At 70.5% G+C, this 25,314-nt stretch carries 22 protein-coding genes and 1 tRNA gene; 9 read left to right on the forward strand and 14 right to left on the reverse strand.

Annotation, left to right across the window (positions count from 1 at the left end):
• Window positions 1-199 precede the first annotated feature (199 nt).
• On the forward strand, window positions 200-1,243 hold the full coding sequence (locus AC0L6F_RS06100) for an ATP-dependent DNA ligase (RefSeq protein WP_473539969.1): 1,044 nt from the start codon (window positions 200-202) through the stop codon (window positions 1,241-1,243).
• A gap of 287 nt (window positions 1,244-1,530) precedes the next feature.
• On the opposite strand, the gene AC0L6F_RS06105 is transcribed toward AC0L6F_RS06100, so the two are convergent.
• The 4 genes from AC0L6F_RS06105 to AC0L6F_RS06120 all read right to left on the reverse strand — a co-directional run bounded on the left by AC0L6F_RS06105 (window position 1,531) and on the right by AC0L6F_RS06120 (window position 4,994).
• Window positions 1,531-1,998 carry a nitroreductase family deazaflavin-dependent oxidoreductase gene (locus tag AC0L6F_RS06105; protein ID WP_473539563.1) on the reverse strand — a complete coding sequence of 156 codons (468 nt, stop codon included), beginning with the start codon at window positions 1,996-1,998 and terminating at the stop codon, window positions 1,531-1,533.
• Entirely contained in the window at window positions 1,991-3,016 is a 1,026-nt protein-coding gene (gene ligD / locus AC0L6F_RS06110; RefSeq protein WP_473539564.1) for a non-homologous end-joining DNA ligase, read from the reverse strand. The genes AC0L6F_RS06105 and ligD (AC0L6F_RS06110) overlap by 8 nt, the downstream gene beginning before the upstream one ends.
• A 51-nt stretch (window positions 3,017-3,067) precedes the next feature.
• Window positions 3,068-4,501: an SseB family protein gene (locus AC0L6F_RS06115; protein WP_473539565.1), complete on the reverse strand. Its 1,434-nt coding sequence runs from the start codon at window positions 4,499-4,501 to the stop codon at window positions 3,068-3,070.
• 76 nt (window positions 4,502-4,577) lie between these two features.
• Window positions 4,578-4,994, reverse strand: coding sequence for a hypothetical protein (locus AC0L6F_RS06120; protein ID WP_473539566.1), 417 nt, complete (start codon window positions 4,992-4,994; stop codon window positions 4,578-4,580).
• Between the two features lie 80 nt (window positions 4,995-5,074).
• On the opposite strand from AC0L6F_RS06120, the gene AC0L6F_RS06125 reads away from it, so the two are divergent.
• The gene (locus AC0L6F_RS06125) at window positions 5,075-5,689 is read left to right on the forward strand and encodes a MerR family transcriptional regulator (protein ID WP_473539567.1); all 615 of its coding nucleotides are present in this window, start codon (window positions 5,075-5,077) and stop codon (window positions 5,687-5,689) included.
• Window positions 5,690-5,707: 18 nt separating this feature from the next.
• Here the strand turns inward: AC0L6F_RS06125 and AC0L6F_RS06130 are convergent, their stop codons facing one another.
• From AC0L6F_RS06130 to AC0L6F_RS06145, 4 genes are all read right to left on the reverse strand, one after another.
• Complete coding sequence (locus AC0L6F_RS06130) at window positions 5,708-7,939, reverse strand: sunset domain-containing protein (RefSeq protein ID WP_473539568.1); 2,232 nt, start codon at window positions 7,937-7,939, stop codon at window positions 5,708-5,710.
• 113 nt (window positions 7,940-8,052) lie between these two features.
• A complete protein-coding gene (locus AC0L6F_RS06135; protein WP_473539569.1) occupies window positions 8,053-10,476 on the reverse strand; it encodes an ATP-dependent helicase in 2,424 nt (807 codons plus the stop codon).
• A gap of 47 nt (window positions 10,477-10,523) precedes the next feature.
• Window positions 10,524-11,417, reverse strand: coding sequence for an RNA polymerase sigma-70 factor (locus AC0L6F_RS06140; RefSeq protein ID WP_473539570.1), 894 nt, complete (start codon window positions 11,415-11,417; stop codon window positions 10,524-10,526).
• Between the two features lie 9 nt (window positions 11,418-11,426).
• On the reverse strand, window positions 11,427-12,017 hold the full coding sequence (locus AC0L6F_RS06145; RefSeq protein WP_274637685.1) for a carboxymuconolactone decarboxylase family protein: 591 nt from the start codon (window positions 12,015-12,017) through the stop codon (window positions 11,427-11,429).
• 141 nt (window positions 12,018-12,158) lie between these two features.
• Here AC0L6F_RS06145 and AC0L6F_RS06150 point away from each other — a divergent pair, with 141 nt between their 5' ends.
• A complete protein-coding gene (locus AC0L6F_RS06150) occupies window positions 12,159-12,590 on the forward strand; it encodes a VOC family protein (protein ID WP_473539571.1) in 432 nt (143 codons plus the stop codon).
• A gap of 155 nt (window positions 12,591-12,745) precedes the next feature.
• Here AC0L6F_RS06150 and AC0L6F_RS06155 read toward each other — a convergent pair whose 3' ends face one another.
• Window positions 12,746-13,720, reverse strand: coding sequence for a hypothetical protein (locus tag AC0L6F_RS06155; RefSeq protein WP_473539572.1), 975 nt, complete (start codon window positions 13,718-13,720; stop codon window positions 12,746-12,748).
• Window positions 13,721-13,806: 86 nt separating this feature from the next.
• Between AC0L6F_RS06155 and AC0L6F_RS06160 the strand changes: the two genes are divergently transcribed.
• Window positions 13,807-14,235 carry a hypothetical protein gene (locus tag AC0L6F_RS06160; RefSeq protein ID WP_274637682.1) on the forward strand — a complete coding sequence of 143 codons (429 nt, stop codon included), beginning with the start codon at window positions 13,807-13,809 and terminating at the stop codon, window positions 14,233-14,235.
• A gap of 85 nt (window positions 14,236-14,320) precedes the next feature.
• Here AC0L6F_RS06160 and AC0L6F_RS06165 read toward each other — a convergent pair whose 3' ends face one another.
• The gene (locus AC0L6F_RS06165) at window positions 14,321-17,437 is read right to left on the reverse strand and encodes a S8 family peptidase (RefSeq protein WP_473539573.1); all 3,117 of its coding nucleotides are present in this window, start codon (window positions 17,435-17,437) and stop codon (window positions 14,321-14,323) included.
• Window positions 17,438-17,685: 248 nt separating this feature from the next.
• On the opposite strand from AC0L6F_RS06165, the gene AC0L6F_RS06170 reads away from it, so the two are divergent.
• A tRNA-Met gene (locus tag AC0L6F_RS06170) sits at window positions 17,686-17,758 on the forward strand.
• A gap of 18 nt (window positions 17,759-17,776) precedes the next feature.
• On the opposite strand, the gene AC0L6F_RS06175 is transcribed toward AC0L6F_RS06170, so the two are convergent.
• Both AC0L6F_RS06175 and arfB read right to left on the reverse strand, forming a co-directional pair.
• Window positions 17,777-18,160, reverse strand: a complete 384-nt coding sequence (locus AC0L6F_RS06175; protein ID WP_274637680.1) for an MmcQ/YjbR family DNA-binding protein — start codon at window positions 18,158-18,160, stop codon at window positions 17,777-17,779.
• Between the two features lie 174 nt (window positions 18,161-18,334).
• Window positions 18,335-18,769 (reverse strand): alternative ribosome rescue aminoacyl-tRNA hydrolase ArfB, encoded by a 435-nt coding sequence (gene arfB / locus AC0L6F_RS06180; RefSeq protein WP_274637679.1) that lies wholly within the window; start codon window positions 18,767-18,769, stop codon window positions 18,335-18,337.
• 114 nt (window positions 18,770-18,883) lie between these two features.
• Between arfB and AC0L6F_RS06185 the strand changes: the two genes are divergently transcribed.
• Entirely contained in the window at window positions 18,884-19,849 is a 966-nt protein-coding gene (locus AC0L6F_RS06185; RefSeq protein WP_473539574.1) for a CARDB domain-containing protein, read from the forward strand.
• 267 nt (window positions 19,850-20,116) lie between these two features.
• Here AC0L6F_RS06185 and AC0L6F_RS06190 read toward each other — a convergent pair whose 3' ends face one another.
• Entirely contained in the window at window positions 20,117-21,172 is a 1,056-nt protein-coding gene (locus tag AC0L6F_RS06190; RefSeq protein ID WP_473539575.1) for a glycerophosphodiester phosphodiesterase family protein, read from the reverse strand.
• Window positions 21,173-21,327: 155 nt separating this feature from the next.
• Between AC0L6F_RS06190 and AC0L6F_RS06195 the strand changes: the two genes are divergently transcribed.
• Complete coding sequence (locus AC0L6F_RS06195) at window positions 21,328-22,239, forward strand: Bax inhibitor-1/YccA family protein (RefSeq protein WP_473539576.1); 912 nt, start codon at window positions 21,328-21,330, stop codon at window positions 22,237-22,239.
• Window positions 22,240-22,417: 178 nt separating this feature from the next.
• On the opposite strand, the gene AC0L6F_RS06200 is transcribed toward AC0L6F_RS06195, so the two are convergent.
• Window positions 22,418-23,185: an alpha/beta fold hydrolase gene (locus tag AC0L6F_RS06200; protein ID WP_473539577.1), complete on the reverse strand. Its 768-nt coding sequence runs from the start codon at window positions 23,183-23,185 to the stop codon at window positions 22,418-22,420.
• Between the two features lie 491 nt (window positions 23,186-23,676).
• Between AC0L6F_RS06200 and AC0L6F_RS06205 the strand changes: the two genes are divergently transcribed.
• Both AC0L6F_RS06205 and ligD (AC0L6F_RS06210) read left to right on the forward strand, forming a co-directional pair.
• Window positions 23,677-24,000, forward strand: coding sequence for a helix-turn-helix domain-containing protein (locus tag AC0L6F_RS06205; protein WP_259612498.1), 324 nt, complete (start codon window positions 23,677-23,679; stop codon window positions 23,998-24,000).
• 39 nt (window positions 24,001-24,039) lie between these two features.
• Complete coding sequence (gene ligD, locus AC0L6F_RS06210; protein WP_473539578.1) at window positions 24,040-25,269, forward strand: non-homologous end-joining DNA ligase; 1,230 nt, start codon at window positions 24,040-24,042, stop codon at window positions 25,267-25,269.
• The last annotated feature ends 45 nt before the right edge of the window (window positions 25,270-25,314 follow it).

Below are 25,314 nucleotides of genomic sequence, written 5' to 3' on the forward strand. Positions count from 1 at the left end.
TCGCCCTGTGGTTCTCTTGCAAGCACGCCCTGCACGCGACCGGGGCGGACGGGTGCTCTTACCGATGTCACCTGCACCGATATCACCCCTCGCAGATGTCGCCCTCACGGATGTCGCCCTCGCAGATGTCGCCCTCACGGATGTCACCCTCACGGATGTCACCCTCGCGACCGAACCTTCGGACCGGCATCATGGGTTCATGCCGTATGACATCCCTGCGCCGATGCTGGCGAAGTCCGTGCCCCGCATCCCCGAGTCCGACAGTGTCGCCGGCGGGCTGAGCTACGAGCCGAAGTGGGACGGATTCCGCGGCCTCGTGTCCTGTGACGGCGAGAACGTCGAGATCGGCAGCCGCGGAGCGAAGCCACTCACCCGGTATTTCCCCGAACTCGTCGAGGCATTCGCGAACCTCCTGCCAGAACCATGCCTGCTCGATGGCGAGATCGCGGTGCCGATGGGTGAGGCCGGCCACCGTCGGCTCGATTGGGAAGCGCTCAGCCAGCGCATCCACCCCGCCGCCTCACGCGTTGCGAAGCTCGCGGTCGAGACCCCGGCGATGTTCATCGCCTTCGACCTGCTCGCCCGCGGCGACCGTGATCTGCAGCCCGAGCCGTTCGAGGCGCGACGAAGCGAACTCGAGAGCCTCGTGGCGCAGCTGCCGCATCCGATCCACCTCACCCGCACAACCCGAGATACAGAGACCGCGCGCCGCTGGCTCGACGAATTCGAGGGTGCCGGGCTCGACGGCGTGGTCGCAAAGCCGCTCACCCAGCCGTACGCGCCGAACAAGCGCACGATGCTCAAGATCAAGCACGCCCGAACCGCCGACGTCGTCGCGCTCGGCTATCGGATCCACAAGTCGGGAACCGGCGTCGGCTCGCTGCTGCTGGGCCTCTACACGCCGGATGGAGCTCTGCACAACGTCGGCGCAGTGTCGGCATTCAGCGACATCCGTCGTGCAGAGCTCGTCGACGAGCTTGCCCCGCTGGTGGAACGGGATGCCGCGGGCGATGCCGTCACCGGAGCGACGGACAAGTCCCGATTCAGCGCCGGGAAGGACGTGAGCTTCGTGCGGCTGCGCCCCGAGCGCGTGCTCGAGGTGCGGTACGACCAACTCGAGGGCTGGCGCTTCCGCCACACCGTGCAGTTCGAGCGCTGGCGTCCCGACCGCGACCCGCGGTCATGCACCTTCGAGCAGCTCGAGACGGTCGCCGCGTTCGATGTTGACAGCGTGCTCCAATAGCGGCGCTGCCGCATGCTGAACCCGGCATACCCGTGTCGGATGACGGCAATCTCGCCGAACCGGAGACAACTTCGGCGAACCGAGGACAACTTCGGCAAACCGAGGACAACCTCGACGAACGGACGACAACCTCGGTAAACCGAGGATAACCTCGGCAAACGGACGACAACCTCGGTGAACCGAGCACAATCTCGACGAACCGAGGACAACCTCGGCAAACGGACGACAACCTCGACGAACCGAGGACATTCTCGGCGAACCGAGGACAACCTCGGCGGCGGCCGGGGTCAGGGGCGAGGGCGGGTGAACTCGACGAGGGGGATGTCGGCATCGCCGCCGGCGGCGGCATCCATCGCCCCCTTGAGGTGCTTCCACGCAAGCGGGTGCTCGCGCGTGTACCGGTCGAGCACCTCGGCCGACTCGGCGGCATCCAGGAACCGCACGTGCGCGGGCACGCGACGCGCATGCCCGGTGCTCAGGAACGCGACGCCGTTCGCCTTGAGATTTCGATACCACTGCGACCGGCGGCCGAGCCCCGAAGCGACCACGATCCGCTGCGGCGTACGCTCCACGATCTCGACCACGACGTACTTCGGCTCGTGCGAGACGCGCCCGAGGTGCTCGATCATCACCAGACGCCTGCCGAGCAGCCAGCCGAACCCGGCGCGGTACATCGGGATCGGCATCCGCATCAGTCGCGGGGTCTGCAGCGCCCCCGCGATCAGGCGGTCGACGATGCTCGCATTCTCACTCATCGGTCTTCCTTGCGCGGCTCGGCTGCACCCGCGGCGGCTCGCCGGGCATCTTGGGGAACTCGGGCGGGAAGGGCAGCTCGCCGAGCCCGTCCGCGACGTCGCGCTCCCACCATTCCAGCAGGGTGTCGATGCGGCCCGGCTTCGCTGAGAACTCCGCCCAGGGGTCGCCGACCTCGGCCAGTCGCTGCGGGATCGACCGCACGGTGAACGACATCGGGTCGATGCCGGCCAGCTCGTCCCAGCGCACCGGGGTCGAGACGGTGGCGCCCGCCAGCGCGCGCGGACTGTACGCCCCGGCCATCGTGCGGTCGCGATTGGCCTGGTTGAAGTCGACGAAGATGCGCTGGCCGCGCTCCTCCTTCCACCAGTCCATCGTGACCTTGTCCGGCATCCGCCGGGCCAGCTCGCGGCCGGCCGCGATCACCGCATGCCGGACGTCGAGGAACTCGTGCGTCGGCTCGATCGGGCAGAACACGTGCAGCCCGCGGCTCCCGCTGGTCTTGATCCAGGCATCCAGTCCCGCCTCGGCGAGCACGTCGCGCAGCGCCGGGGCGACGGCGACCGCATCGGCGAAGTCAGTGCCGGGCTGCGGGTCGAGATCGATCCGCAGCTCGACCGGCTTGTCGGCGTCGGAGGCCAGCGACGCCCACGGATGGAACACGACGGTGTTCATCTGCGCCGCCCACACGGCGACCGCGATCTCGGTGAGGACGAGCTGAGGATGCCGTCGCCCGCTGTTGTACGTCACGGTGACGGCCTCGACGAAGTCGGGAGCCCCCTTCGGCGGATTCTTCGAGAAGAAGCTCTCGCCGTCGATGCCGCCGGGGAAACGCTCGAGTGAGACGGGTCGGTCGCCGTTGGCGGCCAGGAACGGGTCGGCGACGGCCAGGAAGTACTCGGCGAGTTCGCGTTTGGTGACGCCGACCTCGGGCCAGAGGACGCGGTCGGGGCTGGACAGCCCGATCTCACGGGCGCCGTGCGGTCCCGGGGCGGTCAGCGTGATCCGGTCGGAGGCCATGCCTCAGGCTAACGTGCGGCCGGTTCCCGCGTACAGGTGGCCGGGCGTGCGTCAGTCGTCTTCTTCGCCGGCGGAACCCTCATCGGCGATCTGCTCTTCGGCCTCGGGCTCGGGCAGCGCCATCACCGGGCCGAGATCGGCGCGGTCGATGCGGATCCAGGGACCTGCCGGGTCGACGACGACACCGGAGATGCCCTCGTCGGTGCGCAGCGCCGAGCCGAGCTGGGCGGGTGAGAACGGCGTGGGGCGGTCATCCCGACCGAGCGCCACGACCTCCAGCGGATGCGAGAACACCGGAAGGATCCGCTCGCCGTCGTCGGTGCGCGACTCGGCGACGCCCCAGTCGTCCTCTTCCGAGGCGCGGTTGACCGCGATCCACAGCGGCACGGTGGCGAGGGCATCGGCGACGGCAGCGACGGTCTCGTCGGTGCGCTCCCCGGTCACCAGTCGCTTCAGCGTCAGGTTCGGGTCGACCTCGGCGAACATGCGCTCGATGAGCGCGCGCGGGAGCACCACCGACGCCGGTGCGGACGCGTGATCCAGGATGATTCCGGCGAAGTCGCCCTGCAGCGAGTACTGCAGCACGGCCGGGGCCGCCTGGCCCATCGCGGACGTCTCGGTGTCGCCGTCGGCGGTGACGGCGGCGGCGAGCGCCTCGCCGCAGCTGTAGACCATGACGTACTGACCGTCATCGCGGGTGGCGACCGCCAGCGGGATCTCGGCGCCCGCCTTCATCAGCTCCTGCGCGTTGCCCTGCACGCGCAGGTACACGTTGCCCTGGAAGAGCTGGCGGGCCACATTGAGGATCTCGTGGCCCTCGGGGTCGGTGCCGAGTGCGGCCAGGGCCGCCCGGAGCACCACATTGTCCGGAAGCCCGGGGATCGTCTCGCTCGGCGGCGGCGCCTCGCCCGTCAGTGCGGGAACGGCGGCCGGCCGCGCGGTGCTCTCCGCACCGAAGCCGCCGTACGAGGTCGTCGAGATGCCGACCTGCGGCGCGCCCTCGGTGGATGCCGCATCCGACGGCGTCGCCGCGTCGTCGGTCGCGTCGGGGGCGGATGCCGCGGCTGCGCTCGTCGCGTCGGCCGCCGCGGCTGCGCCCGTCGCGTCGGCCGCCTCATCCGCACCCGGTGCTTCGTCCCTACCCGGTGCTTCGTCAGCGTCTGACGCTTCGTCAGTATCCGACGTCTCGTCAGCGTCCGACGCCTCGTCAGTACCCGACGCCTCGTCGGTACCCGATGTCTCGTGAGTACCCGACGTCTCGTCCGCGTCCGACGCCTCGCCACCGTCCGACGCCTCGCCACCGTCCGACATCTCGTCAGTACCCGACGTCTCGTCAGTACCCGACGCCTCGCCCGAGGCCGAGGCCGCAGCCGCAGTCGACGCCTCATCCGCCTCGGGGGCGGGTGCCGTCGCGCTGCCGTCGTCGGCCGCCGACGCGTCCTTCCCGGAGTCGGTCGTCTTCGGGCCGCGAGAGAAGAGAGCCATTACGCAAGCCTAACCTGGGAGCGCGGACGCTTCATGAACAGGCGCCCGCCGCGGCGCAGCATCCGGCTGCGCTCGATCATCCCAGCGCGGCGACACCCGCCACGATGACGCTCACTCCGGTGACGGCGAGCGAGACCGCCAGGACGGCCACGCCCGTCCACAGCAGCGCGATGGCTCGGCCCGGGCGCTTCGGGTCGGATCCGAGGACCGACAGGAAGAACCCGCCGGGCACAAGCAGCGCCGCGGCCAGCACGCCGACGCCCGCCCACTCCCAGCCGCCGGTCACCCCGGCGGCTGCCTGCAGGAGCAGGCAGACGATCCCGAGGATCACCAACACCCCGGCGTGGGCGTGGCCGGCGCGGAAGAAGGACTTCTGCAGGGCATTGAACTCCAGCCCGCGCGAGACGACCCGCAGCAGGAACACTCCCCCGGACTCGATGCCGATCACGGCGAGTACGGTCACGCCGACGACGATCGCGATGATCGGGTCCATCGCTCCTCCTTGGATAGTCACAGTATCTATTGTTGGATAGTAGTACTCTCTAGTCATCCGGTCAACACATCGAGGGTGGAATGAAGATTTCCGAGCTGTCCGAGCGCAGCGGCGTCCCGGTCGCGACGCTGAAGTACTACATCCGCGAGGGGATGCTCCCCCGCGGCGCGGCGACCTCCCCGACCAGCGCCGAGTACGACGACGAGCATCTGTCGCGGCTGCGGGTCATCTCGGCGCTGGCGGGGGTCCGCGGCCTCCCGCTCAGCCGAGTGCGCGACATCCTCGCGCTCATCGACACTCCCCTGGCCGACCCCGTCGCGACCATGGGGCGGGCGGTGAGTGCGCTGCCGCCGTACGTCGACGAGCCGATCGCCGATGACCGGGCTCGCACCGCGATCGCCTGGGCGGGCCTCACCTACGATCCGGACTTCGCCGCGGTGGGCCAGCTGGAGACGGCGATCCGTGCCGTGGAGAATGCCGGCCTGCCCTGGGACGAGACGACGCTGCACCGTTACGCGGACCCGATGCGGGATGTCGCGGCCGCCGAGGTCGCGCCGACGGCCCGGCAGACACCCGCCGAGGCGACCGCGTACGCCGTGCTGGGCACCGCCCTGTACGAACCCGTGATCCTCGCGCTGCGGCGGCTCGCGCACCAGCACCAGCTGGAGTTGCGGCCGACCGTCGACGAGCCGTAGAGCCGGGTCAGCGCCCGATCAGACCTTCGCCTTCCGATATCCCGCGGCCCGTGCGGCGGCCTCAGTCCGGAAGCAATCCTCCGGCTGGGTGGCGTTGTAGAAGCGCTGACCGGGCATGTGGTAGATCATGGACGAGGCGTTGCCCTTGATCGGCGCCCACGACGGACAGTTCCAGAGCGACGCCGGCGTGGTGCGGGACGGGTAGCCGATGGCGCCGGTCGCGGCGGACGTCCGAGATACCGTCGTGTAGCCGGACTTCCTGCCGGTGACCCGCACCGAGATCTTCTTGCCGGCCTGCGCCGTGCCCAGCTTCAGCGTGGCTTTGGTCGCCCGTGAGATGGCACGTCCGTTGGCGTACCACTGATATGTGAACGCCGTCCCCGCCGTCCATGCACCGGGCTTCGCGGTGAGCACCCGGGTGACATATCGCGAGCCCGAGACGGTCGGGGTCACCGCCTTCGGCACGCGCAGCGTGGCCTTGGAGGTCTTGGCGACGCTCGCGTATCCCGACTTCCTGCCCGTCACCTTCACGGTGATCGCGGCGCCGATCCGCGAGCTCGTCACGGCGAGTGTGGATGCCGTCGCCCGCGAGATCGCGGTGCCGTTCGCGTACCACTGGTAGGAGAAGACGGTGCCGGTCGTCCAAGTTCCCGGCCGCGCCGTCAGCCTCGATCCCACGGCAGCTGTGCCCGAGATGCTCGGCGTCGCAACCTTGGGCGCCCTCGCCGTCGCGGCCGACGTCCTCACGACGGTGAGGTAGCCCGACTTCCGGCCGATGACCCTGACCGAGATCCGCTTGCCGAGCTGGGTGGAGGCGATGGCGTAGGTGCTGGCGGTGGCCCTCGAGATCGCCCGACCGTCGGCGTACCACTGGTACGAGAACGCGGTGCCGGCTGTCCAGGTGCCCGGCCTCGCCGTGATCCTCGACCCGACAGCCGTGGTGCCCGCGATCGTCGGCGCGGCGGTTCTCAGCGTCCCGAGCCGGACCGCGGCGGTCGCCGCCGACGCCTTCGAGGTGGTTGTGTAGCCGGCCAGCCGGCCGGTGACCCGAACGGCCACCCGCTTCGCATACTGCGCAGCGGCGATCGTGAACGTGGACCTCGTGGCGCCGGCGATGACCTTGCCGTCGGCGAGCCACTCGTACGACAGTGCGGCCCCCGACGTCCAGGTGCCCGGCTTGGCCGTGAGCGTGGATCCGACGGCGACCGTGCCCGACACCGTGGGCGTCGCCACCGTGAGCGGTCGAGTCGTCACCGCGGCGGTGGATGCCGAGACCCGCGACACCGGACGGTAGCCGGCCAGGGTCCCGGTCACGGTCACCGAGATCCGCTTGCCGACCAGTCCGGCCGTCAGGCTCAGCCTCGAGGAGGTCTGCCCGGCGATGGCCACGCCATCCGCGGACCAGGCGTAGGCGAGGACCGCACCGGCGGTCCAGGCGCCCGGACTGGCGGTGAGCGCGTCGCCGAACCGGGCGGTGCCGGTGATCGTCGGGACGGCGGAGCCGAGGTCGGGCCCGCACCCGGCGGTGTCCGGCGACAGCGTGACATCCCTGGTCGCCGATCCCGGGGCGGTCACCGTGATGAGGGCGGAGCGCTCGGGCGCAGCCGCCGCATCCGGTGTCTGCGGGCAGTACCCGGCAGCGGCGGCGGCCACGGCGTAGTCGCCGGCGTGCAGGCCGCCGACCGCGTACTGCGCGCCCGGCCGTTCGATCGCCGCGGGGAGCGGCGTCCAGTTGCCGTCGATCTTCCGGTACAGCGTCAGGGTCGCCGATGCGGGCTGCGCGATGCCGGTGATCGAGCCGGCCGGCTCCAGGAAGATGTCGACGCCCGCCGAGATGGCACCGGCCGAGACCGTCACCGGCGTGGCGGATGCGACATCCGTCACGTCGCCGTAGAACTCGTCGAAATGCGGACGAAGCGCCGGATAGCAGTCGCACCCCCACCGCGTCTGGATCGTGTAGTCCGCGCCCGGGAGGCCGGTGATCTCGAACGCGCCGTCCGCGCCGATCGGCTCGGTCGACATGTGGGCCTCGGGACCGTACGGGTCATCGGCCGCCCCGACCGGAATCGCGAAGACCCAGGTCGACCCGGTCTCGCCGGCGAGCGAGCCGCCGCCGTCGAGCTGCACGTGACCGGTGATCGACCCCGACTCGTCGGCGAATGCCGCCGTCGGCACCAGTGCCAGCATCGACGCGATCAGCGCCGCGGTCAGCGTCGCGACGAGAGCGCGCGCGCGAACAGAACTCCCCATGATTCCCCGATCCCCCACGCCAGAACGGCGCCCCCGTGGTCAGGCCCCTCCCTGACGCTGCGCTCATTCAATCAGATCGCTGACATGGGACGCAACGGATCCGCACAGTCGGTTCAGAGCTTTTCGATCGGGGCGATCTTGATCAGGAGCTTCTTGGCGCCCGCGGTCTCGAACCGCACGTGCGCCACCCGCTTCGCGCCCTCGCCGGTCACGGCATCCACGATCCCCTCGCCGAAGTCTTCGTGTCGGATGCGGTCGCCCGAGGCGAGCTCCATGGCGCCGTTGTCACGCACCCGCGCCGGGATGCGATTGGGGAACTTCTCCATCGCCGTGGACTTCGGCTTCAGCGCCGGCGGGTCGTCGGTGCGGCGCTGTCCCCAGGGCCGACGGGCGTTCAGCGCCCGGGACTGCGTGCCGCCGCGCGAGTTGACATCGCCCGGGGACTGGCGCCAGTCGACGAGCTCGGCCGGCACCTCCTGCAGGAAGCGACTCGGCATCGCGACCGAGATCTCGCCGAACTGCGCCCGGGTCATCGCCAGCGTGAGGTAGAGCCGCTGGCGCGCGCGGGTCACGCCCACATAGAACAGCCGCCGCTCCTCGGCGGGACCGCCCGGCTCGCCGGCCGAGATGCGATGCGGGATGAGGTCCTCTTCCACGCCGGTGATGAAGACGGCGTCGTACTCCAGCCCCTTGGCGGTGTGCAGCGTCATCAGCGATACGGTGCCCGACGCGTCGTCCAGGTCGTCGGCATCCGAGACCAGCGCCACCTCGGTGAGGAAGTCCAGCAGCGTTCCGTCCGGGTTGTTGCGGGCGAACTCGCGCGCCACGGCGACGAACTCGTCGAGGTTTTCCAGCCGGGCCTCGTCCTGCGGATCGCGGCTGACACGCAGCGCCTCGCGGTAGCCGCCCTTCTCCAGCAGCAGCGCCAGGCCGTCGGCGACGGTCGACGGCGGGGCGACCTCGCCCGAGGCGGGCAGCATGAGCTCGGATGCCTCGGCCAGCACCGCGTCCAGCCGCGAGATCGCCGCCTGCAGCTTCGGCCCGAGGCCGAGCGCGGACGCGTTGGCCAGCGCATCCCGGAACGTGATCTGCTCGTCGGCGGCGTAGCGCGCGATCGCCTGGACCGTGACGTCGCCGATGCCGCGTCGCGGCTTGTTGATGATCCGGCGCAGCGCCATCTCGTCGGCGGGATTGGCGACCACGGTCAGATACGCCAGCGCATCCTTGATCTCGGCGCGCTCGTAGAAGCGGGTGCCGCCCATGATCTTGTATGGGATCGCGGCGCGGATGAAGATCTCCTCCAGCGCTCGGGACTGCGAGTTGGTGCGGTAGAACACCGCCACCTGCGCGTAGTCCATGCCGCCCCGGTGGAGTGCGTCGATCTCGTCCGCGACAAACTGCGCCTCGTCGTGCTGCGAGTATCCGGTGAAGCCGACGATCTTCTCACCCTCGCCGACGTCCGTCCACAGTCGCTTGTCCTTGCGGTCGAAGTTGTGGCTGATCACGGCGTTGGCCGCGCTCAGGATGTTCTGCGTCGACCGATAGTTCTGCTCGAGGAGCACCACCTTCGCGCCGGGGAAGTCGCGTTCGAACTCGGTGATGTTGCGGATGTCGGCGCCGCGGAACGCGTAGATGGACTGATCGGAGTCACCGACCACGGTCAGCGAGGCCGCCTCGACCTCGGGGGCGTGCTCGGGCTCGAAGATCATCATGCCGCCGGAGGCATACGGCTCGGCGGCCGTGCCCACTACAGGCTTGGTGAGCTCGCGGATCAGCGCGTACTGGGCGTGGTTCGTGTCCTGGTACTCGTCGACCAGGATGTGCCGGAACCGGCGCCGGTACACGTCGGCGACATGCGGGAACGCCCGGAACAGGTAGACGGTCTGCGCGATCAGGTCATCGAAGTCGAACGCGTTGGCCTTCTGCAGCGCCCGCTGATAGTCGCCGAACACGTCGACGAACTTCCGCTCGGCCGGATCGGACAGGTTCGCCTGCCGGGCATACGCCTCTGCGTCGGTGAGCTCGTTCTTCAGCTTGGAGATGCGGCTCTGCACCGCACCCGGCGTGAGGCCGAAGGCATCCGCCTCGTGCTCCTTCACCAGGCGCTTGACCAGCGCCCGCGAGTCGCCCGAGTCGTAGATCGTGAACGAGGTGGTGAAGCCGAACTGCGCGGCCTCGCGCCGCAGGATGCGCACGCAGGCGGAGTGGAAGGTCGAGATCCACATGCCCTGCGACTGCTGGCCCACCAGCTGGCTGACGCGCTCGCGCATCTCGCCGGCGGCCTTGTTCGTGAATGTGATGGCCAGGATCTGGCTGGGCCAGGCTTCGCGGTTGCGCAGCAGCGAGGCGATGCGGTGGGTGAGGACGCGGGTCTTGCCGGATCCGGCGCCGGCGACGATCAGCAGCGCGGACCCCCGGTAGACGACGGCTTCGCGCTGCTGCGGGTTCAGCCCCTCGAGCAGGTCGTCGTCGGGGCGGCCGCCCGGGCGGGGACCGGAGTCTCCGCCGATGATGAGGGGCGAGGATGCGTCGGTCATGGCTCTACGAGTTTAGGCGCGCACGCCGACACCCGCGTCGCCCCGGCTCACCGGCCCAGCGCCGCCTCCTGGCCGAACCGCGCGAGCTTGTCGGGGTTGGCCACCGAGTAGATCTCGGCGATCCGTCCCCGCTCGACCCGGATCGTGACCACGCCGGCCAGCTGCCCGTCCAGCTCCATCCGGATGCCGGGCTCGCCGTTGACCCAGGTCGCCGTGGCCACGAGCGTGCCCTCGACCTTCGACATCCCACCCACGAGGTAGCGCGCGAGCCGATCCGCCCCGACGATCGGGCGCCGCGCGGCCCCGCGCACCTTGCCGCCGCCGTCGGCGACCGAGATCACGTCCGGCGCGAGGATGTCCATCAGCCCCTGGATGTCGCCGGTGTTCAGCGCGGTCACCAGCCGCTGCACGGCGTGCTCGTGCTCGGAGCGCTCGACCTGCATCCGCGGACGCCGCGCCGAGACGTGGTCCTTGGCGCGGTGCGCAATCTGCCGCACCGCGGCCGGCGTCTTGCCCACGGCATCCGCGATCTCGTCGTACGGCACGTCGAACACCTCACGGAGCACGAACACGGCGCGCTCGGCCGGTCCGAGGGTCTCGAGCACGGTGAGCATCGCGATCGACAGGCTCTCGGCCAGCTCCACGTCGTCGGCGACGTCCGGGCGGGTCAGCAGCGGCTCGGGCAGCCACTCGCCGACGTACTCCTCGCGGCGCCGTGCGGTCGTGCGCAGCTGATTCAGCGCCTGCCGCGTGACGATGCGCACGAGGTACGCGCGCGGATCGTGGACGCGCGCGGCATCCGCCGCCGCCCAGCGCAGCCAGGACTCCTGCAGCACGTCCTCCGCGTCGGCGGCCGATCCCAGCAGCTCGTACGCGACCGTGAACAGCAGGTTGCGGTGCGTGATGAACGGGTCCTCGGCATCTCGCGCGACACCAGCCATATTGCGAGCCTAGGCGGCTTCGGCGCCGGCGGGGCGGGCCGCGAGCGGGGGCAGCCCGCACGCATCGGCGAACTCCTCGGAGTGGATGCCGAGGGCCACGTTCATGCGCGCGCTCATGTTCATGAAGGCCACCCGGGCGGCCAGTTCGACCAGCGCGCCCGGACCGAGTTCGGCCAGCAGCGCGTCGGACAGCTCGTCGGTGACGGCGGGCGGCGTCTGGCTCGCCGCCTCGGCATACTCCATCACCTGGCGCTCGAGCGGGGTGAAGTCGGCGGACTCCCGCCAGCGCGGCACCTGCCGGGCCTTCTCCTCGTTCAGCCCGTGGTTGTGCGCCATGAAGTAGTTGAAGTCGAGGCAGAAGCTGCAGCCCACCGTGGCGGCGGCGGCCATGGCCGCGTACGAGGCGAGCTCGGGGTCCAGCTCGCTCCATCCTTCGACCTTGCGGCCGATTCCCATCGAGTCCTTCATCACCGCCCGGTGGTTCCACAGCACGCCGATCGAGTCGGGGACGTGGCCCATCATCCTGCGGGCGGCGAACTTCACCACCGCGCCGTACGGGCCCGACACCTCGGTCGCCGGGATTCGTGTCGTGTCGGTCATCTCTCCTCCTGCGTCATTCGTGATGACGATCGGCGCCGATCTGGACACCGTCATCATGAAGACACCGGCCGGCGGCATCGTGTGACATCCGGTCTCCTGGTCGACGGGCGGATGTCGGGGCCGCTGGCTACCGTGGAGGCCATGGACACCCGGATCACGTTCGTCACCCTCGCCGTCGCCGACATCGCGGCGTCTCGCCGGTTCTACGTCGACGGCCTGGGCTGGACGCCCGCGTTCGAAGCCGAGGGCGAGGTGATCTTCTTCCGCGTCGCCGACACCGTGATGCTCTCGCTGTGGACCCGGTCCGGGTTCGAGGCCGAGATCGGCCCGCTGCCGGCCGCCGGCGGCACGCCGCCGATCACGCTGGCGCACAACCTGCCCGATCCGGCCGGCGTGGACGCCGTGCTGGCCGAGGTCGCGGCGGCCGGCGGCGAGATCGTCCGGCCGGCGCAGCAGCGCGAGTGGGGCGGGTATTCCGGGTACTTCGCCGATCCGGACGGCTTCCGCTGGGAGGTGGCGTACAACCCCGACCCGCTCGGCGTGGAGCTGATGCAGGCCGCCGGGCTGACGTGAGGGCCGGGCCGGCCGGTTACGGACTGTAGTGAGGCGAGGGCGGGGTGAGGCGAGTCAGCCGGTCGCGGCTGGAGTGAGGCGAGGGCCGGGCCGGGTCAGGCGAGTCAGCCCGTTGCGGGCTGGAGTGAGGCGAGGGCCGGCCCGGGTGAGGCGAGTCAGCCCGTCGCGGGTCGGCGCACGGCATCCCAGCGCACGGCGAGCAGGGCTCCGACGATCAGGACCACGGTGCCGGCGATCGCCGCCCACCACACCGCTTCGTCCGGGATGTCGAGTCGGAGTGTGACCGCGACGACCCGCTCCAGGCCCCAGGGCAGCAGCCCGCCGCGGTCGTCCCAGACCGTCAGCGCGCGCTCGATCCCGACTCCGGCGATCACCCAGGCCGGCACCGCCAGGCCCGCACCGACCGCGCACAGCACCGCCCCGACCGCCCGCCGCACGCCCAGCTGGGCGAACATCGACCACCCGGCGGCGATGAACAGCCACAGGAACAGGGCGAACGCGACGGTGATGTATGCGCCGCGCAGGCCGGGCAGCTCCCAGAACGCGTACCAGTAGCCGCTGGGCCCGGCATACGACAGCACGACGAGGGTCAGGATGCAGCGCAGCATCACGACTCCGCCGACGGCCGCCATCACCGGCCACGGCGACCGGCGTCGCACCACGATCCGCAGAGCGAGCGCGAAGACGATCCACGCCCCGATCACGATCCCCAGTCGCAGCCAGCCCGTGAAGGAGCTCTGCACGACGCGCGTCGCGATCAGCAGCGCCACCGGCACGCCGAACAGCAGCCAGCGGTCGAGCGACAGCATCCCGAGCGTGGATTCCCGCGCCCGCCAGGGGCGCGTGGCCGCCAGCCAGGTGGCCCGGGCGGCCGCGGCGCCGGGACGCCGCACCAGGCTCGTGCGCGCGGCGACCATGCCGATCACCAGCCACGCCACCGCCAGGACGAGCAGGACGCGCGCGAACCAGGCCAGGACCGGGTCGGCCGAGGTGTCGATCGGGTTCACGGGATGCCCCGGAGCACCGGTGTCGAGGGTGTCAGCCACCAGGACCGCGGCGCCGGCGCCGAGCGCGAGCACCAGGACGGCGAGGGCGGCAGAGAGGGTACCTCGTCTGTCCACCGTCGCCATGGACTGATCCTACCGACGCCCGCGACCTCGGCCCGACCGCGCGAGGCGGCGACCGCCTATCCTGGGGCGAACGGGAAGGATCCGAGATGTCCGCACGAATCGCGGCCGGCGCGGTGGGGCTCCTCCTGCTGTGTCTGACCGGCTGCTCGGGAGCCTCGATGAACAACCCCACCGGCCCGACGTCGGGCACGCGTCCGCCGTTCACCAGCATGACGCCCTCGGCATCCGTGCCGTCCGGCACTCCGACCACGGTGCCCGACGCTCGCTGGGACGCACTCGTCGCCGACCTCGGCGGGCGGGGCGTGACGGCGACTCCGACCCTGGTCTCGGCCGAGGCGATGACCTGGCCCAACGGCGCCCTGGGATGCCCGGCGCCGGGGGCGAGCTACACTCAGGCGCTCGTCGACGGGATGCGGGTGGTCGTCACCGCGGACGGGAAGACGTACGACTACCGGTTCGGGACGTCGGACACCCCGCTGCTGTGCGAGAACGGCCGCCCCGCGGCCCGGCCGTGACGCGAGCCGGCCGTGACGCGAGCCGGGGCGGCCCTTTCGGACCACCCCGGCGAATCGCTGTCGCTGTGTCGTTATCGCACAGTCGCTAGCGCGCCGACACGAGCAGCGCCTCGTCGCCGCCCGCGCGGTTGTCGGGAACGACGATCATCGTGCCCAGCGGCTTCTGCTTCGCGACCTGAGCCGGATCGACCGCCACCTCGAATGACACCGACGTGCCGTGTGCCGGGACGGTGCCGAACTGGCCGTTCGAGATCGCCGGGGCGTTCGGGTCGTACGCTGCCCACGACGAGAACTCGTCGCCGATGGCCGAGTCGACCACCGACGCCGACTGCACCGTGTACGAGAACGGCCCGGTGATCCCCAGCACGCTGGCGTACATCGGCAGCAGGATCGTGCTGCTGTCGGTGGGCGCCTGTGCGAGGAAGTACGGGCCCGCCGTGGTGCCTGTCGCGACGTCGTACACGAACACCGTCGACCGGCCGTCGACCGATCCTGCTGTCACCAGCCCGTTGTCCGCCGAGAACACGATCTTGTCGGCATTTCCGTCGTTGTTCGTGTCGATCACCACGTCGTACTCGTTGTTCGCCGCGTTCGACCACCTCTTGTAGGTGTTCACCGCGAACACCATCAGCGTGCCGTCCGCCGTGTCGAACGACTGCACGCCGGCAGCGCGCAAGTCGACGCCGCTGTCATCGAGACCCTTGGCGAGGTCCGACTTGTCCGACAGGCCCCACGTGTAGAAGTCGGCGGATGCGTCCAGCGCACCGAACCGGTTCTGCAGCGTGACCTTCTCGATGCCGCCCTTCTTCGTGACGTTCTTGGAGAACTTCGACCCGTGGGTCACCCCGACCTTCGCGTCAGCGCGCGGCACCAGCAGGTACGGCACGTGCAGCGTCGATGACTTCGCGGTGAAGACCACGTCGCCGGCGAACTGGTAGAACGAGAACTCGTCCGCGAGCGACGACCCGACGTCGCCGGCGCGGGCGGTCAGCGTGACGGCCACCTTCGCCGACTTGCCCGGGCGCACCGTCACCGTGGAGGGCCACACCGACACCTTCGCTTTGGCCGACGAAGCGGACGCGACCGTCGACGCCTTGTACGTGACCGCGGACGTGCCGTGGTTCGTCAGTGTGATGGTGCGCGCCTCCGCGAAACCGAGCGACGAGCTGTCGTAGCCGAAGCTCACCGTCGGCTGCGTCTCGCGACCGCTCGTGGTGCGGAACGTGTCGCCGGAAGCCGTCACCGTCGCGGCGACCGCTGCGGCGGGGTCGACCAGGCCGACACCGCCGACGGTGTTGTCCTGACCGACGACCTTCGACGGGTCGGCGGTCGTGGTCAGCACCGATGCGACATCGGCGCTCGACCAGGTCGGATGCGCCTGCACGGCGAGGGCGGCGACGCCCGCGACGTGCGGGCTGGCCATCGAGGTGCCCGACATGACGGTCGAGCCGCTGCCGGTGCCGACGGCGACCGAGCGGATGCTGACGCCCGGGGCCGCGACATCCGGTGCGACCGCGCTGTCACCTGAGCGGGGGCCGCCCGAGGTGAAGTCGGCGTAGTGCCGGAAGCCGGGGTTGGCGATGGTCCCGCCGCTGATCGAGGCGGTCTGGCCGTCGGCGGCGAGAAGCGCTGCGCCGTCGGTCTTGCGCACCCCGAGGAACGGGATGGTGAGATCGAACGGCTCCCCGTTGTCGGGGTTCTCGGTGACGGTGCCCTCGTACGGCGGCAGGCCGTCGGAGTCGTTCACCATCACGGCGCCGGCAGCGCCGGCCTGCTGCGCGAAGATCGCCTTCGCGACGCGCGCGCAGGTTCCGCGCTGCGAGACGGCGAGCTGGTTGCCGCCCGAGGTGACGCCGTTCGACGTGTAGGCGGCGACCGAGCAGCCGAGCGCTTCGTTCTCGCTCGTATTCGGGTCGTCCTTCAGGTAGGCGACGGTCATGTCCGCCGTCTGCGAGAGGTCGGCGCCGTTCGCGTTGATGGCGTCGATCGTTCCGCCCGGCAGCGCGATCTTCGCGCCGGGGAAGGATGCCGTGCTGTCGACGGCCGAGACCGAGACGACGCCGCCGCCCACGCTGGGCGAGCCGACGATGTACGGGTTGTGGCCTTCGTTGCCGGCGGAGGCGACGACGACGACCCCGGCCCCGACCGCGTTGGCCGCGGCGACGGCATCCGGGTCACCGGCGCGACCGTAGTCCGAGCCGAGCGACATGTTGATGACGTCCATGCCGTGGTCGACGGCCCAGTCGATGGCCGGGACGACGACGTTGGTGCTGCCGGCGCAGCCGAACACGCGCACCGAGTAGATGTCAGCCTGCGGGGCGACGCCGGGACCGACGGCGAAGTCGTTCGACTCCGTGGTGTCGTCGTACGCGCCGGTGTAGGTCGAGCCGTCGGCGAGCACGCCGCTGCCGGCGGCGGTGCCGGCGACGTGGCTGCCGTGACCCTGGCAGTCCAGCGGGTTCGGGTCGGGCTTGGGGACCGAGTTGGCGTCGTTCGCGTCGTAGGCGTCGCCGACGAGATCGGTGCCGCCCTTCACTCGGGGCGCGTTCGGGCCGAACCAGGCGGGGTTGGCCGGCTGGGTCTCGGTGGTGTGCGCCTCCTTGTAGGCGGCAGCGGTGCCCGGGCCGCCGAGGTCGGCGTGGGTGTAGTCGATGCCGGTGTCGATGACGGCGATCTTGATGTTCTTGCCGGTGTAGCCGGTGTTCTGCCACACATCGGGGACGCCGAGGAACGGCACCGAGACGGTGTTGTCGATGGTGTGGGTCGGCGTGGCGTGCACGGCTTCGACGCCGGGCAGCTGCTCGAGGGCGTCGATCTGGTTGGAGCTGATGGTCAACTGGATGCCGTTGTAGGCCGACTGCATCTGCGCTTCGATCTTGCCGCCCTTGGAGCGGATGCTGCCGGTGACGGCATCCTGCTCCTTCTTGAGCTTGCTCTTGATCGATGAGCGCTCGCTCTTGGTGAGGGCGCGGCCCTTGTCGGCCTGCACGACGGCGACGGGGTCGCCGGTCATCTGCACGATGACGCTCACGCGACGTGTCGGGTCGGCACCGACCGGCGTGAAGTCGCCCGTCGTCGTCGACGGTGACGTCTGCGTGAACCGTGCTGCGGGATCGGAATCAGGTGATGTTGCGGCCATCGCGGCTGTTGCCGGGATCGTCAGCGCCAGGGCGCCGGCGATGGCCAGTATCCGTCTGTACACAGATCTGCCTTCTCTTCGTTGAGCGGCGCCCAGAACCGGCTCCGTTGTGCAGAGCTGGAAGGCGCCAGAGTGAACGCTATGAGCAACCTGAACACCGGTCAATGGGCGACGCCGCGGATGAGAGCCATCTCACCTGGAGGGGTCCGCGGATGTCACGTGCGGACACGCGTCGTCATCCGCCGTCACCGCGGTTCATGCGCCGTCACTCAGCGTGCGGGTGTCGCCGGTCGCGCCTAGCCTGGGGTCATCGCGACGATCCGGTTGGTTCCGGGCGCCGGTTCATACCCGGTCGCGCAGCGGGTTCGACTCCCGCCGTCGCGTCGATATCGGGGTTGACCATCACCAACCCGATCGGTCGCCGCGCAGGTACTTCGGTGCCTGGATGCGCCAGGCTTCGGTCACGAGCTCGACGAGATGGTCGGGGTCGATGCGGGGCATGCGGAACGCCACCTTCGGCTCGCCCCAGGGGGTCGTCGTGCGCAGGAAGACCTCCGGCGCCATCTCGACCAGTGCCAGGGCATCGAGGCGGTCGCCGACTTTGACTCCCACCACGAGTTCGGCTGCGATGATCTCGCGCACGTCCTGAGGGATGCTCGGCCATGGATGGCACTCCCACGCATAGAGCTTCCGCCGCACGAACCAGGCAGCGCCGCCCGTCATCGCCCTCTCTTCGGTTCCGGGCAGGGCGGATGCCGTGCGCCGCAGATCGTCAAGGGTGGCCACGGTGCGAGCGTACGGCGCATCTGAGACACTGCGTCGGGGCGCCATGCCGGTGCGCGACCATACCGTCGCATTCGGAACCGGACGTGGAAGCATGCTCGAGGCCGACCCAGCGCACCCGCGGCACCTGCTCACCGAGTCGGGCATGGGCTACCGCCTGGTCCTCGACGAATCGGCCTAATCCGGGGGTCGGCGCAGCCGTTTGACGTCGGTGCGCCGCTTCTTCGCCGCCAGCCGCCGCTCGTGCGCACCGCGACCCGGTCTGGTCGGCCGGCGCGACGGCGCGGGCGGACGCAGGCCCTCGGCCACCACCGCAGCGAGCCGGGCGCGTGCGGCATCCCGGTTCCGCAGCTGCGCCCGATGCTCGGATGCCGTGATCGTCAGCACGCCGTCCACCAGCCGCCCGCTCAGGCGGTCGAGCAGTCGCTCGCGCTGGACCGGCGAGAGCACGGCCGAGCCGGCGGCATCCCACACCAGCTCCACGCGCGAGTCGGCCGTGTTCACCCCCTGCCCGCCCGGACCGGACGAACGCGAGAAGCGCCACGACAGCTCCGACTCGGGGATCGTGAGCCCCGCCGTCACCCGCAGACCGGGGCGATGGGCGGCAGGCATTCCTCCATCATCCCCCGACGTCCCACCTGCCTGGGACCGCGTATCAGCGCGCGCACCCGCGGGCTCCTGTGTGGTGGGAAGGCAATCCTTCATTCGCGATCCAAGGAGTACGACATGAACCGTCGGGCGTCTCGTCTCACCGCCATCTTCTCAGCAGTGGTCATCGTCGCCACCGGCGTCTTCGTCACGACGTTGCCGGCATCAGCGCGACCGAACTGCGCGGTGTCCGACCCGCCACCGATCTGCAGCGGCGTGATCGACCCCGTCGTGAGGCTTCCTGACCTCGTCGCGAGTGTCAGCGGGCCGACGTCGGCGACGGGCGGGAGCACGGCCGTCTATACCGCGAGGGTGACCAATTCGTCCTCGCTCAACGGCGCGACGGCCCGGGGCGTGTCGGTCCGGATCACCGCAAGCGGAGCGACGATCGCGGCCGTGTCTTCAGCGGGCTGGACGTGCAGCACCGCAGGCGCGGTCGCCACCTGCTCGGGCGGCACGCTGACGAACGCCGCAAGCGCTTCTCTCCCCGTGACGGTGCACTTCCCCGTTGCGACAGCCTCCGTCTCCATCACGGTCTCGGCCGATCCGGGCGGCGCCATCACCGAGAGATCCGAGACGAACAACACCGCGCTGGTCAGAACGTCGGTCACGGCTCCCGCCCTACCCGACCTGCAGACGACGTTATCCGGTCCCGCGTCGGTGCGCGGGCTCTATGCCGCAGGCGTGTGGACCATCACTGTCACGAACGCCGGCAGCGCAGTCGCGACCCCGGTCAATGTGAGCTGGCTGACCAATTGGCGCGGTGACGTGAACGCGAACGCCGTGATCCGCGGCGCGATCGGCTTCACCTGCATCGTGCCGCCGGAATACATGCAGCAGATGGTGTACTGCTACGGCGACGGCGCCCTGCAACCCGGTGCGAGCGCCACGATTGTGATCACCGCCGTGCCGCCGGCACCCGGGGACGTGTATGGGACCGCCGGCGTCTCCACGGTGACGGCGACCGCCGACTATGGCCTACAAGTGAGCGAATCGAACGAGTCGAACAACGCGGCGTCGGTGGTATCGACCATCCTGCCCTGATTCGGGGGTGAGGATGCCGAGGCCGAACGCCTCGCCGATGCCTTCCAGGAGTTCGCGGCACGAGCACGCGGCCGCCGCGACGAGCACGACGGTCGCGAGGAGCGTGCACGGCACCGCCCAGCCGGTCGCCGCCGGCACTCCTCCGGGGGCGTCGCGCGGCACGGCCGGGCCGCGCACCCGTGCGCGAGATCGGGAGAATGCACGCCCGAGCGGCGCAAAGTGGAGCATTCTCCCGATCTCGCGGATCGGCGGCGCGGGTGTGGGGATTCACTCCTCACGGAAGACCCGGATGCCGAGGTCGGGGTGATCGACGAACACCCCGTCGAGGCCGGTGTCGCGCAGCATCCCCCACTCCGCGGCGTAGTCGCCGAAGGAGGCCTTCCCGCCCGTGCCCCGGAACGCGCGGGACAGGAACGTGTTCTCGGGCCGGCACGTCCAGGCGAACACGCTGAGCCCCCGCGCGTGCGCGTCGGCGACGAGCGCACTGGGGGTCGAGACCCGGCCGAGTCGGTCGGGTGCGAGGATCATCTTCTTGGCGACGCTGATGCCGTCGACCTCGCCCGCGAGCCCGTCCAGCCCGGCCGGCGTCGCCAGGTGCGCGTAGGTCGGTGCGGCGGAGCCGCGCGCGGCGACCAGGTCGAACGGCCGGCCCGAGGCCTCGAGCAGGAACACCAGACGCGCGGCGATGCCGTGCTCGCGCACCTGCCCGAGCACGGTCTGCTCGAACGACTCGATGATCAGCGGGCGGCTGCCGTCCGCCCAGCCGGCGGCGTGCAGCTCGTCGGCGACCAGGGCCGCGACATCCCAGCCCAGAGCGGCGAAATACGTGGCGTGCTTGATCTCCAGCACGATCCCGGCGTCGCGGGAGCTGGTGCGAGCGTCGCGGCCGACGGCGTCGCGGGTGCCGGGGCCACGGGTGCCGGAGCCGGCGACGAGGTCGAGGACGTCGCGCAGGCGCAGCACAGGCTCGCGCCCGTCGAAGGCCGCGCTGTCCGGTCGCAGCCGGGGCAGCCGCTCGCGGGCGCGCAGGGTGGACAGCTCGTCCCAGGTGAAATCCTCGGTGAACCAGCCCTCCACCCGCTGCCCGTCGACCGTCTTGGTCGTGCGCCGGGCCGCGAACTCGGGCCGGTCGGCGACATCCGTCGTGCCCGAGATCTCGTTCTCATGCCGGACGACCAGCACACCGTCGGCGCTGACCACGACGTCGGGCTCGACGGCATCCACCCCCTGCGCGAGGGCGAGCGCGTAGGACGCGCGGGTGTGCTCGGGGCGATATCCGGGCGCGCCCCGGTGTCCGATCACGAGCGGAGCAGATCCCGGCACTCCTTCAGCGTAATCGCGGGGTGTTCACCCGGCGGGACTGCGGCCTCTCAAAGGGGAATCACAGGCCGAGGGGGCGCGCGGCGCGGGGGTGCCGACTATCGTGGAAGGACAGCAACGTGCTGTGACCCTGACACAGACTTCTGGAGAGTGCGAGCATGCCTTCGGCAAACCCCGCCTTCAACAACCCCGCGTTCCAGGACAGGAGCGCTGTCAAGAGCTATCCGGGCGGCCCGCAGGCCGCGAACATCGGCGGCCAGACGCAGAGCGCCGCGTTCACGCAGCAGGCGCAGACCGCCGCGGTCAACGCGCAGCTGGAGGGCCAGTTCGCCGGCCCGTCGGCGAGCGCCATCGAGACCGACCGGATGAGCGTCGAGGACACCGTCCTGAAGACTCTCGCCCTGTTCGCCGTCCTGGTCGTCGGCGCCGTCGCCGGCTGGATCTGGTCGGCATCGACGGTCACCGCGACCTCCGGCCCGACGATGGTGCCGTGGATCGTCGGCATGGCCGGCGGGTTCATCCTCGCGATGATCGTCTCGTTCTCCAAGACGGTCCGCCCCGCGCTGATCTTCGCCTACGCGGCCTTCGAGGGTCTGTTCGTCGGGGCGATCTCGATGTTCTTCGAGTTCATCTGGCCCGGGATCGTGCTGCAGGCGACCCTGGCGACCCTGGCGGTCGTGGGCGTGACGCTGGCGCTGTTCGCGAGCGGCAAGATCCGGGCGTCCAAGCGGGCGACCAAGATCTGGATGATCGCGATGCTCGGCTACCTCGTCTTCTCGGTGATCAACGTCATCATGATGATGTTCGGCGCGTTCCCGGCCGGCTCTGCGGGCGCTTTCGGGATCTTCAGCATGCAGGTGTTCGGCATCCCGCTCGGCCTGATCATCGGCGTGTTCGTGGTCATCATGGCGGCGTACTCGCTCGTGCAGGACTTCGACTTCATCCAGCAGGGCGTGCGCAACCGCGCTCCCCGCAAGTACGGCTGGCTCGGCGGCTTCGGCATCATGGTCACCGTCGTCTGGCTCTACATCGAGATCCTGCGGATCATCGCCATCGCGCGCAGCAACTGACCCTGCTCGTTCTGAAGGGGACCGCCCGCCGGGCGGTCCCCTTCGTCGTCCCCCGGATGCCGCGTCCGCCCGCCCTGCCGGCCGCCACGACGCCGAAACCGGGGATCTCTCGTGACACCGGGGACATACCGCTCGGTTTCACGGAGGATCCCCGGTCTCGGCGATCAGGCGGCGCCGCTCAGCGCGACTCGGCCGAGGAGCGGGCCGGCACGTCGAGGTGGCGGGCGAAGAACCGGGTATCGATCCGCTCCATCGGCACGCGGAAATGCGAGCCCGGAAAGGCATGCAGCGTCTTGTCCTCCGACCCGAACGCGTCGAACAGTGCCAGACCCGGGCCGCGGTCGATCTCGGGGTCGTCCCACGGCAGAAGGAACTCGATCGGGATCGTCACCCGTCGCGCCGCCTCGATGAGCGCGTCGTACACGAACACTCCCCCGAAGATCGCCGCTCGGATGCGCGGCTCGGCGACGACGAGCGGGATGCCGATCGCGGTCGCCGTCGTCATGCCGGAATACCCGACCGGCGCCGCGCCGCCGATCTCGGGGAGCGTCTGCAGGGCGTCGATCGTCTGCTGCCACTCCGGCACCGCGCGCTCGGCGAGCGAGGCGTTGAAGGGGCCGATGATCGGCTCGAACGGCTCGCCGTTCTCACGCGCGTGCAGCAGCGCATCGACCCACTGCTGATCCGCGCGCGACCGGGGACGATCGCCGTGACCGGGAAAGTCGATCGCCGCGACGTGGAACCCGTCGCGCACGACGGCGCTCCGTGCGCGAGCGACGAGGCCGGGGTGCCGCTTGTGCAGGCCGCCGCTGTGACCCATGAGCAGAAGTGGTGCTCCGGCCACGGGTCGTTCCGGCGACCACAGGACGCCGGGAACGTCTCCGACGGTGAAACTGCGGTCGACCACGCCATCCGACGAGGTCTCCGCGATGAAATTCAGGTGCATGATGGTGCCTTCCGAGAGGATGTCTCGGGGCACTCCTCCGCGACGTCTAGATCGTCGCCTCGTCGCGCAGGCGAGGAAGAGCGCCCCTCTGGGCTGAACTGTTCACGGGGACTCACCTCCTCGATCGATCACGACCGTCGTCACAGTAGCGGTCGCACCGTCATCCCACAAGCGCCGTCCCGCGGGCACTGTCGCCCGCCCGCCCGCGCCGTCCCCCGCGAGCACTCAGGCCTCCCGCGTTCGCCCGCGCACGACGCCGAGACCGGGGATCTCCCGCGAAACCGAGGACGCGCCACTGGGTTTCGCGGAGAATCCCCGGTCTCGGCGATACCACGCGGAGGATCCCCGGTCTCGGCGATGACACGCGCCGAATCCCGGGCTCCCGCCCGCCGTCCCCCGCGAGCACTCGGACCCCCGCGCCCGCTCCGGACCGGGTCCGCTGTCAGCGGAACGGCCGGACGCCGACGCACCCGTGGCCGTATCGTGAGCGCATGGCAGAGATCGTCCCGCTGCACCCCGCGCCCGCACACCACCGCCCGCGGGAGCGCCAGCTCGACCCGCTGTGGCGCGAGGCCGTGGGCGATGTCCTGCGCCGCACCCGGCAGGAGCGCGGCGAGCGCCTCGCCGACACCGCCGGCCGCTCGGGCGTCTCGATGCAGTACCTGTCCGAGATCGAGCGCGGGCTGAAGGAGCCCTCCAGCGAGATGCTGGCCGCGGTCGCCGGAGCGCTGGATCTCACTCTGCTCGACCTGGCCTCCGCGGTCGCCGAGGGGCTGCGCCCGGTCTCTTCCGGCGCGGTGGTGAACGCTGCGTAGGGCTGGCTGCGGCATCCCTCGCCCGCTAACGTGGCGGACATGAGCGCCCGACAGGCGAAGAGCTCCGACGACGCGCACCTGCAGATCGACGGCCACGACGTGCGCGTCTCGCACCCCGACAAGGTCGTCTTCCCCGAGCCGGGGCTGACCAAGCTCGACCTGGTGCAGTACTACCTCTCGGTGGCGGAGGGTGCGCTGCGGGGCGCCGGAGACCGCCCGCTCGTGCTCAAGCGCTTCGTGAAGGGCATCGACGCCGAGCCGTTCTTCCAGAAGCGCGTGCCCGAGAATCACCCCGACTACATCGACACCGCGACGCTGCACTATGCGTCGGGGACCTCCGCCGAAGAGGCCGTGATCCGGGATGCCGCGGGCCTGGCCTGGCTGGCGAACCTGGGCTGCCTCGACCTCAACCCGCACGCGGTGCGCGCGGGCGACCTCGAGCATCCTGACGAGCTGCGCGTCGACCTCGATCCGATGCCCGGCGTGGAGTGGGGCCAGATCGTGGATGTGGCCCTCATCGCGCGCGAGGCGCTGGCCGACCACGGACTGGTGGGCTGGCCGAAGACCAGCGGATCGCGCGGCATCCACATCCTGGTGCGGATCCGGCCGGAGTGGGACTTCCGCGCCGTGCGGCTGGCCGCCGAGACGTTCGCCCGCGACGTGGAATCGCGCGCGCCCGGGCTCGCCACCGCGCGGTGGTGGAAGGAGGAGCGCGGCGAGAGCGTGTTCGTCGACTTCAACCAGAACGCGAAGGACCGGACCGTGGCATCCGCGTACTCGGTGCGCCCGCTGCCGGATGCACGGGTCTCGACGCCGCTGGCGTGGGACGAGGTGCGGGCCCGGCGCCCCGAGGAGTTCACGGTCCGCACCGTGTCGCAGCGCTTCGCCGACCAGGGCGACCCGCATGCCGGGATCGACGACGCCCCGGGCTCGCTGGAGTCGCTGCTGCGGCTCGCGGACGAGCTCGGACCGGCCGAGCGGGCACCGCGCGGGAAGAACAAGACCGGGCGCCGCGCCTCGACCATGCCGCTGATCGAGATCGCCCGGACCAAGACCAAGCACGAGGCCGAGGACGCGCTGGAGCAGTGGAAGACCGAGCATCCGGCGGTGGCGGGGATGCTGCACCCCGCCGACGTGCTCGTCGACGGGATGCGCGGCTCGAGCTCGCAGTGGTACCGCGTGCGCATCAACCTGCAGCACGTTCCCGAGGCAGAGCGCCTCGAGCAGGGGCCGCTGCTGGCCGACTACGACCCGTGGGCCGGCCGCTGACCGCGGCCGCTCGTCCCACAGCACCCACCCCAATACACCCACCCC

This window comes from Microbacterium sp. G2-16M (genome assembly GCF_055809115.1).

Coding starts and splice junctions, on each gene's coding strand:
- AC0L6F_RS06185 (WP_473539574.1), top strand. CDS start 18,884: ATGAACCGTCGGGCGTCTCGTCTCACCGCCATCTTCTCAGCAGTGGTC.
- AC0L6F_RS06160 (WP_274637682.1), top strand. CDS start 13,807: ATGTCCGCACGAATCGCGGCCGGCGCGGTGGGGCTCCTCCTGCTGTGT.
- AC0L6F_RS06195 (WP_473539576.1), top strand. CDS start 21,328: ATGCCTTCGGCAAACCCCGCCTTCAACAACCCCGCGTTCCAGGACAGG.
- AC0L6F_RS06205 (WP_259612498.1), top strand. CDS start 23,677: ATGGCAGAGATCGTCCCGCTGCACCCCGCGCCCGCACACCACCGCCCG.
- arfB (WP_274637679.1), bottom strand. CDS start 18,769: ATGCCTGCCGCCCATCGCCCCGGTCTGCGGGTGACGGCGGGGCTCACG.
- ligD (WP_473539564.1), bottom strand. CDS start 3,016: ATGGCCTCCGACCGGATCACGCTGACCGCCCCGGGACCGCACGGCGCC.
- AC0L6F_RS06155 (WP_473539572.1), bottom strand. CDS start 13,720: ATGGCGACGGTGGACAGACGAGGTACCCTCTCTGCCGCCCTCGCCGTC.
- AC0L6F_RS06100 (WP_473539969.1), top strand. CDS start 200: ATGCCGTATGACATCCCTGCGCCGATGCTGGCGAAGTCCGTGCCCCGC.
- AC0L6F_RS06200 (WP_473539577.1), bottom strand. CDS start 23,185: ATGCACCTGAATTTCATCGCGGAGACCTCGTCGGATGGCGTGGTCGAC.
- AC0L6F_RS06145 (WP_274637685.1), bottom strand. CDS start 12,017: ATGACCGACACGACACGAATCCCGGCGACCGAGGTGTCGGGCCCGTAC.
- AC0L6F_RS06150 (WP_473539571.1), top strand. CDS start 12,159: ATGGACACCCGGATCACGTTCGTCACCCTCGCCGTCGCCGACATCGCG.
- AC0L6F_RS06140 (WP_473539570.1), bottom strand. CDS start 11,417: ATGGCTGGTGTCGCGCGAGATGCCGAGGACCCGTTCATCACGCACCGC.
- AC0L6F_RS06120 (WP_473539566.1), bottom strand. CDS start 4,994: ATGGACCCGATCATCGCGATCGTCGTCGGCGTGACCGTACTCGCCGTG.
- AC0L6F_RS06135 (WP_473539569.1), bottom strand. CDS start 10,476: ATGACCGACGCATCCTCGCCCCTCATCATCGGCGGAGACTCCGGTCCC.
- AC0L6F_RS06115 (WP_473539565.1), bottom strand. CDS start 4,501: ATGGCTCTCTTCTCTCGCGGCCCGAAGACGACCGACTCCGGGAAGGAC.
- ligD (WP_473539578.1), top strand. CDS start 24,040: ATGAGCGCCCGACAGGCGAAGAGCTCCGACGACGCGCACCTGCAGATC.
- AC0L6F_RS06105 (WP_473539563.1), bottom strand. CDS start 1,998: ATGAGTGAGAATGCGAGCATCGTCGACCGCCTGATCGCGGGGGCGCTG.
- AC0L6F_RS06130 (WP_473539568.1), bottom strand. CDS start 7,939: ATGGGGAGTTCTGTTCGCGCGCGCGCTCTCGTCGCGACGCTGACCGCG.
- AC0L6F_RS06125 (WP_473539567.1), top strand. CDS start 5,075: ATGAAGATTTCCGAGCTGTCCGAGCGCAGCGGCGTCCCGGTCGCGACG.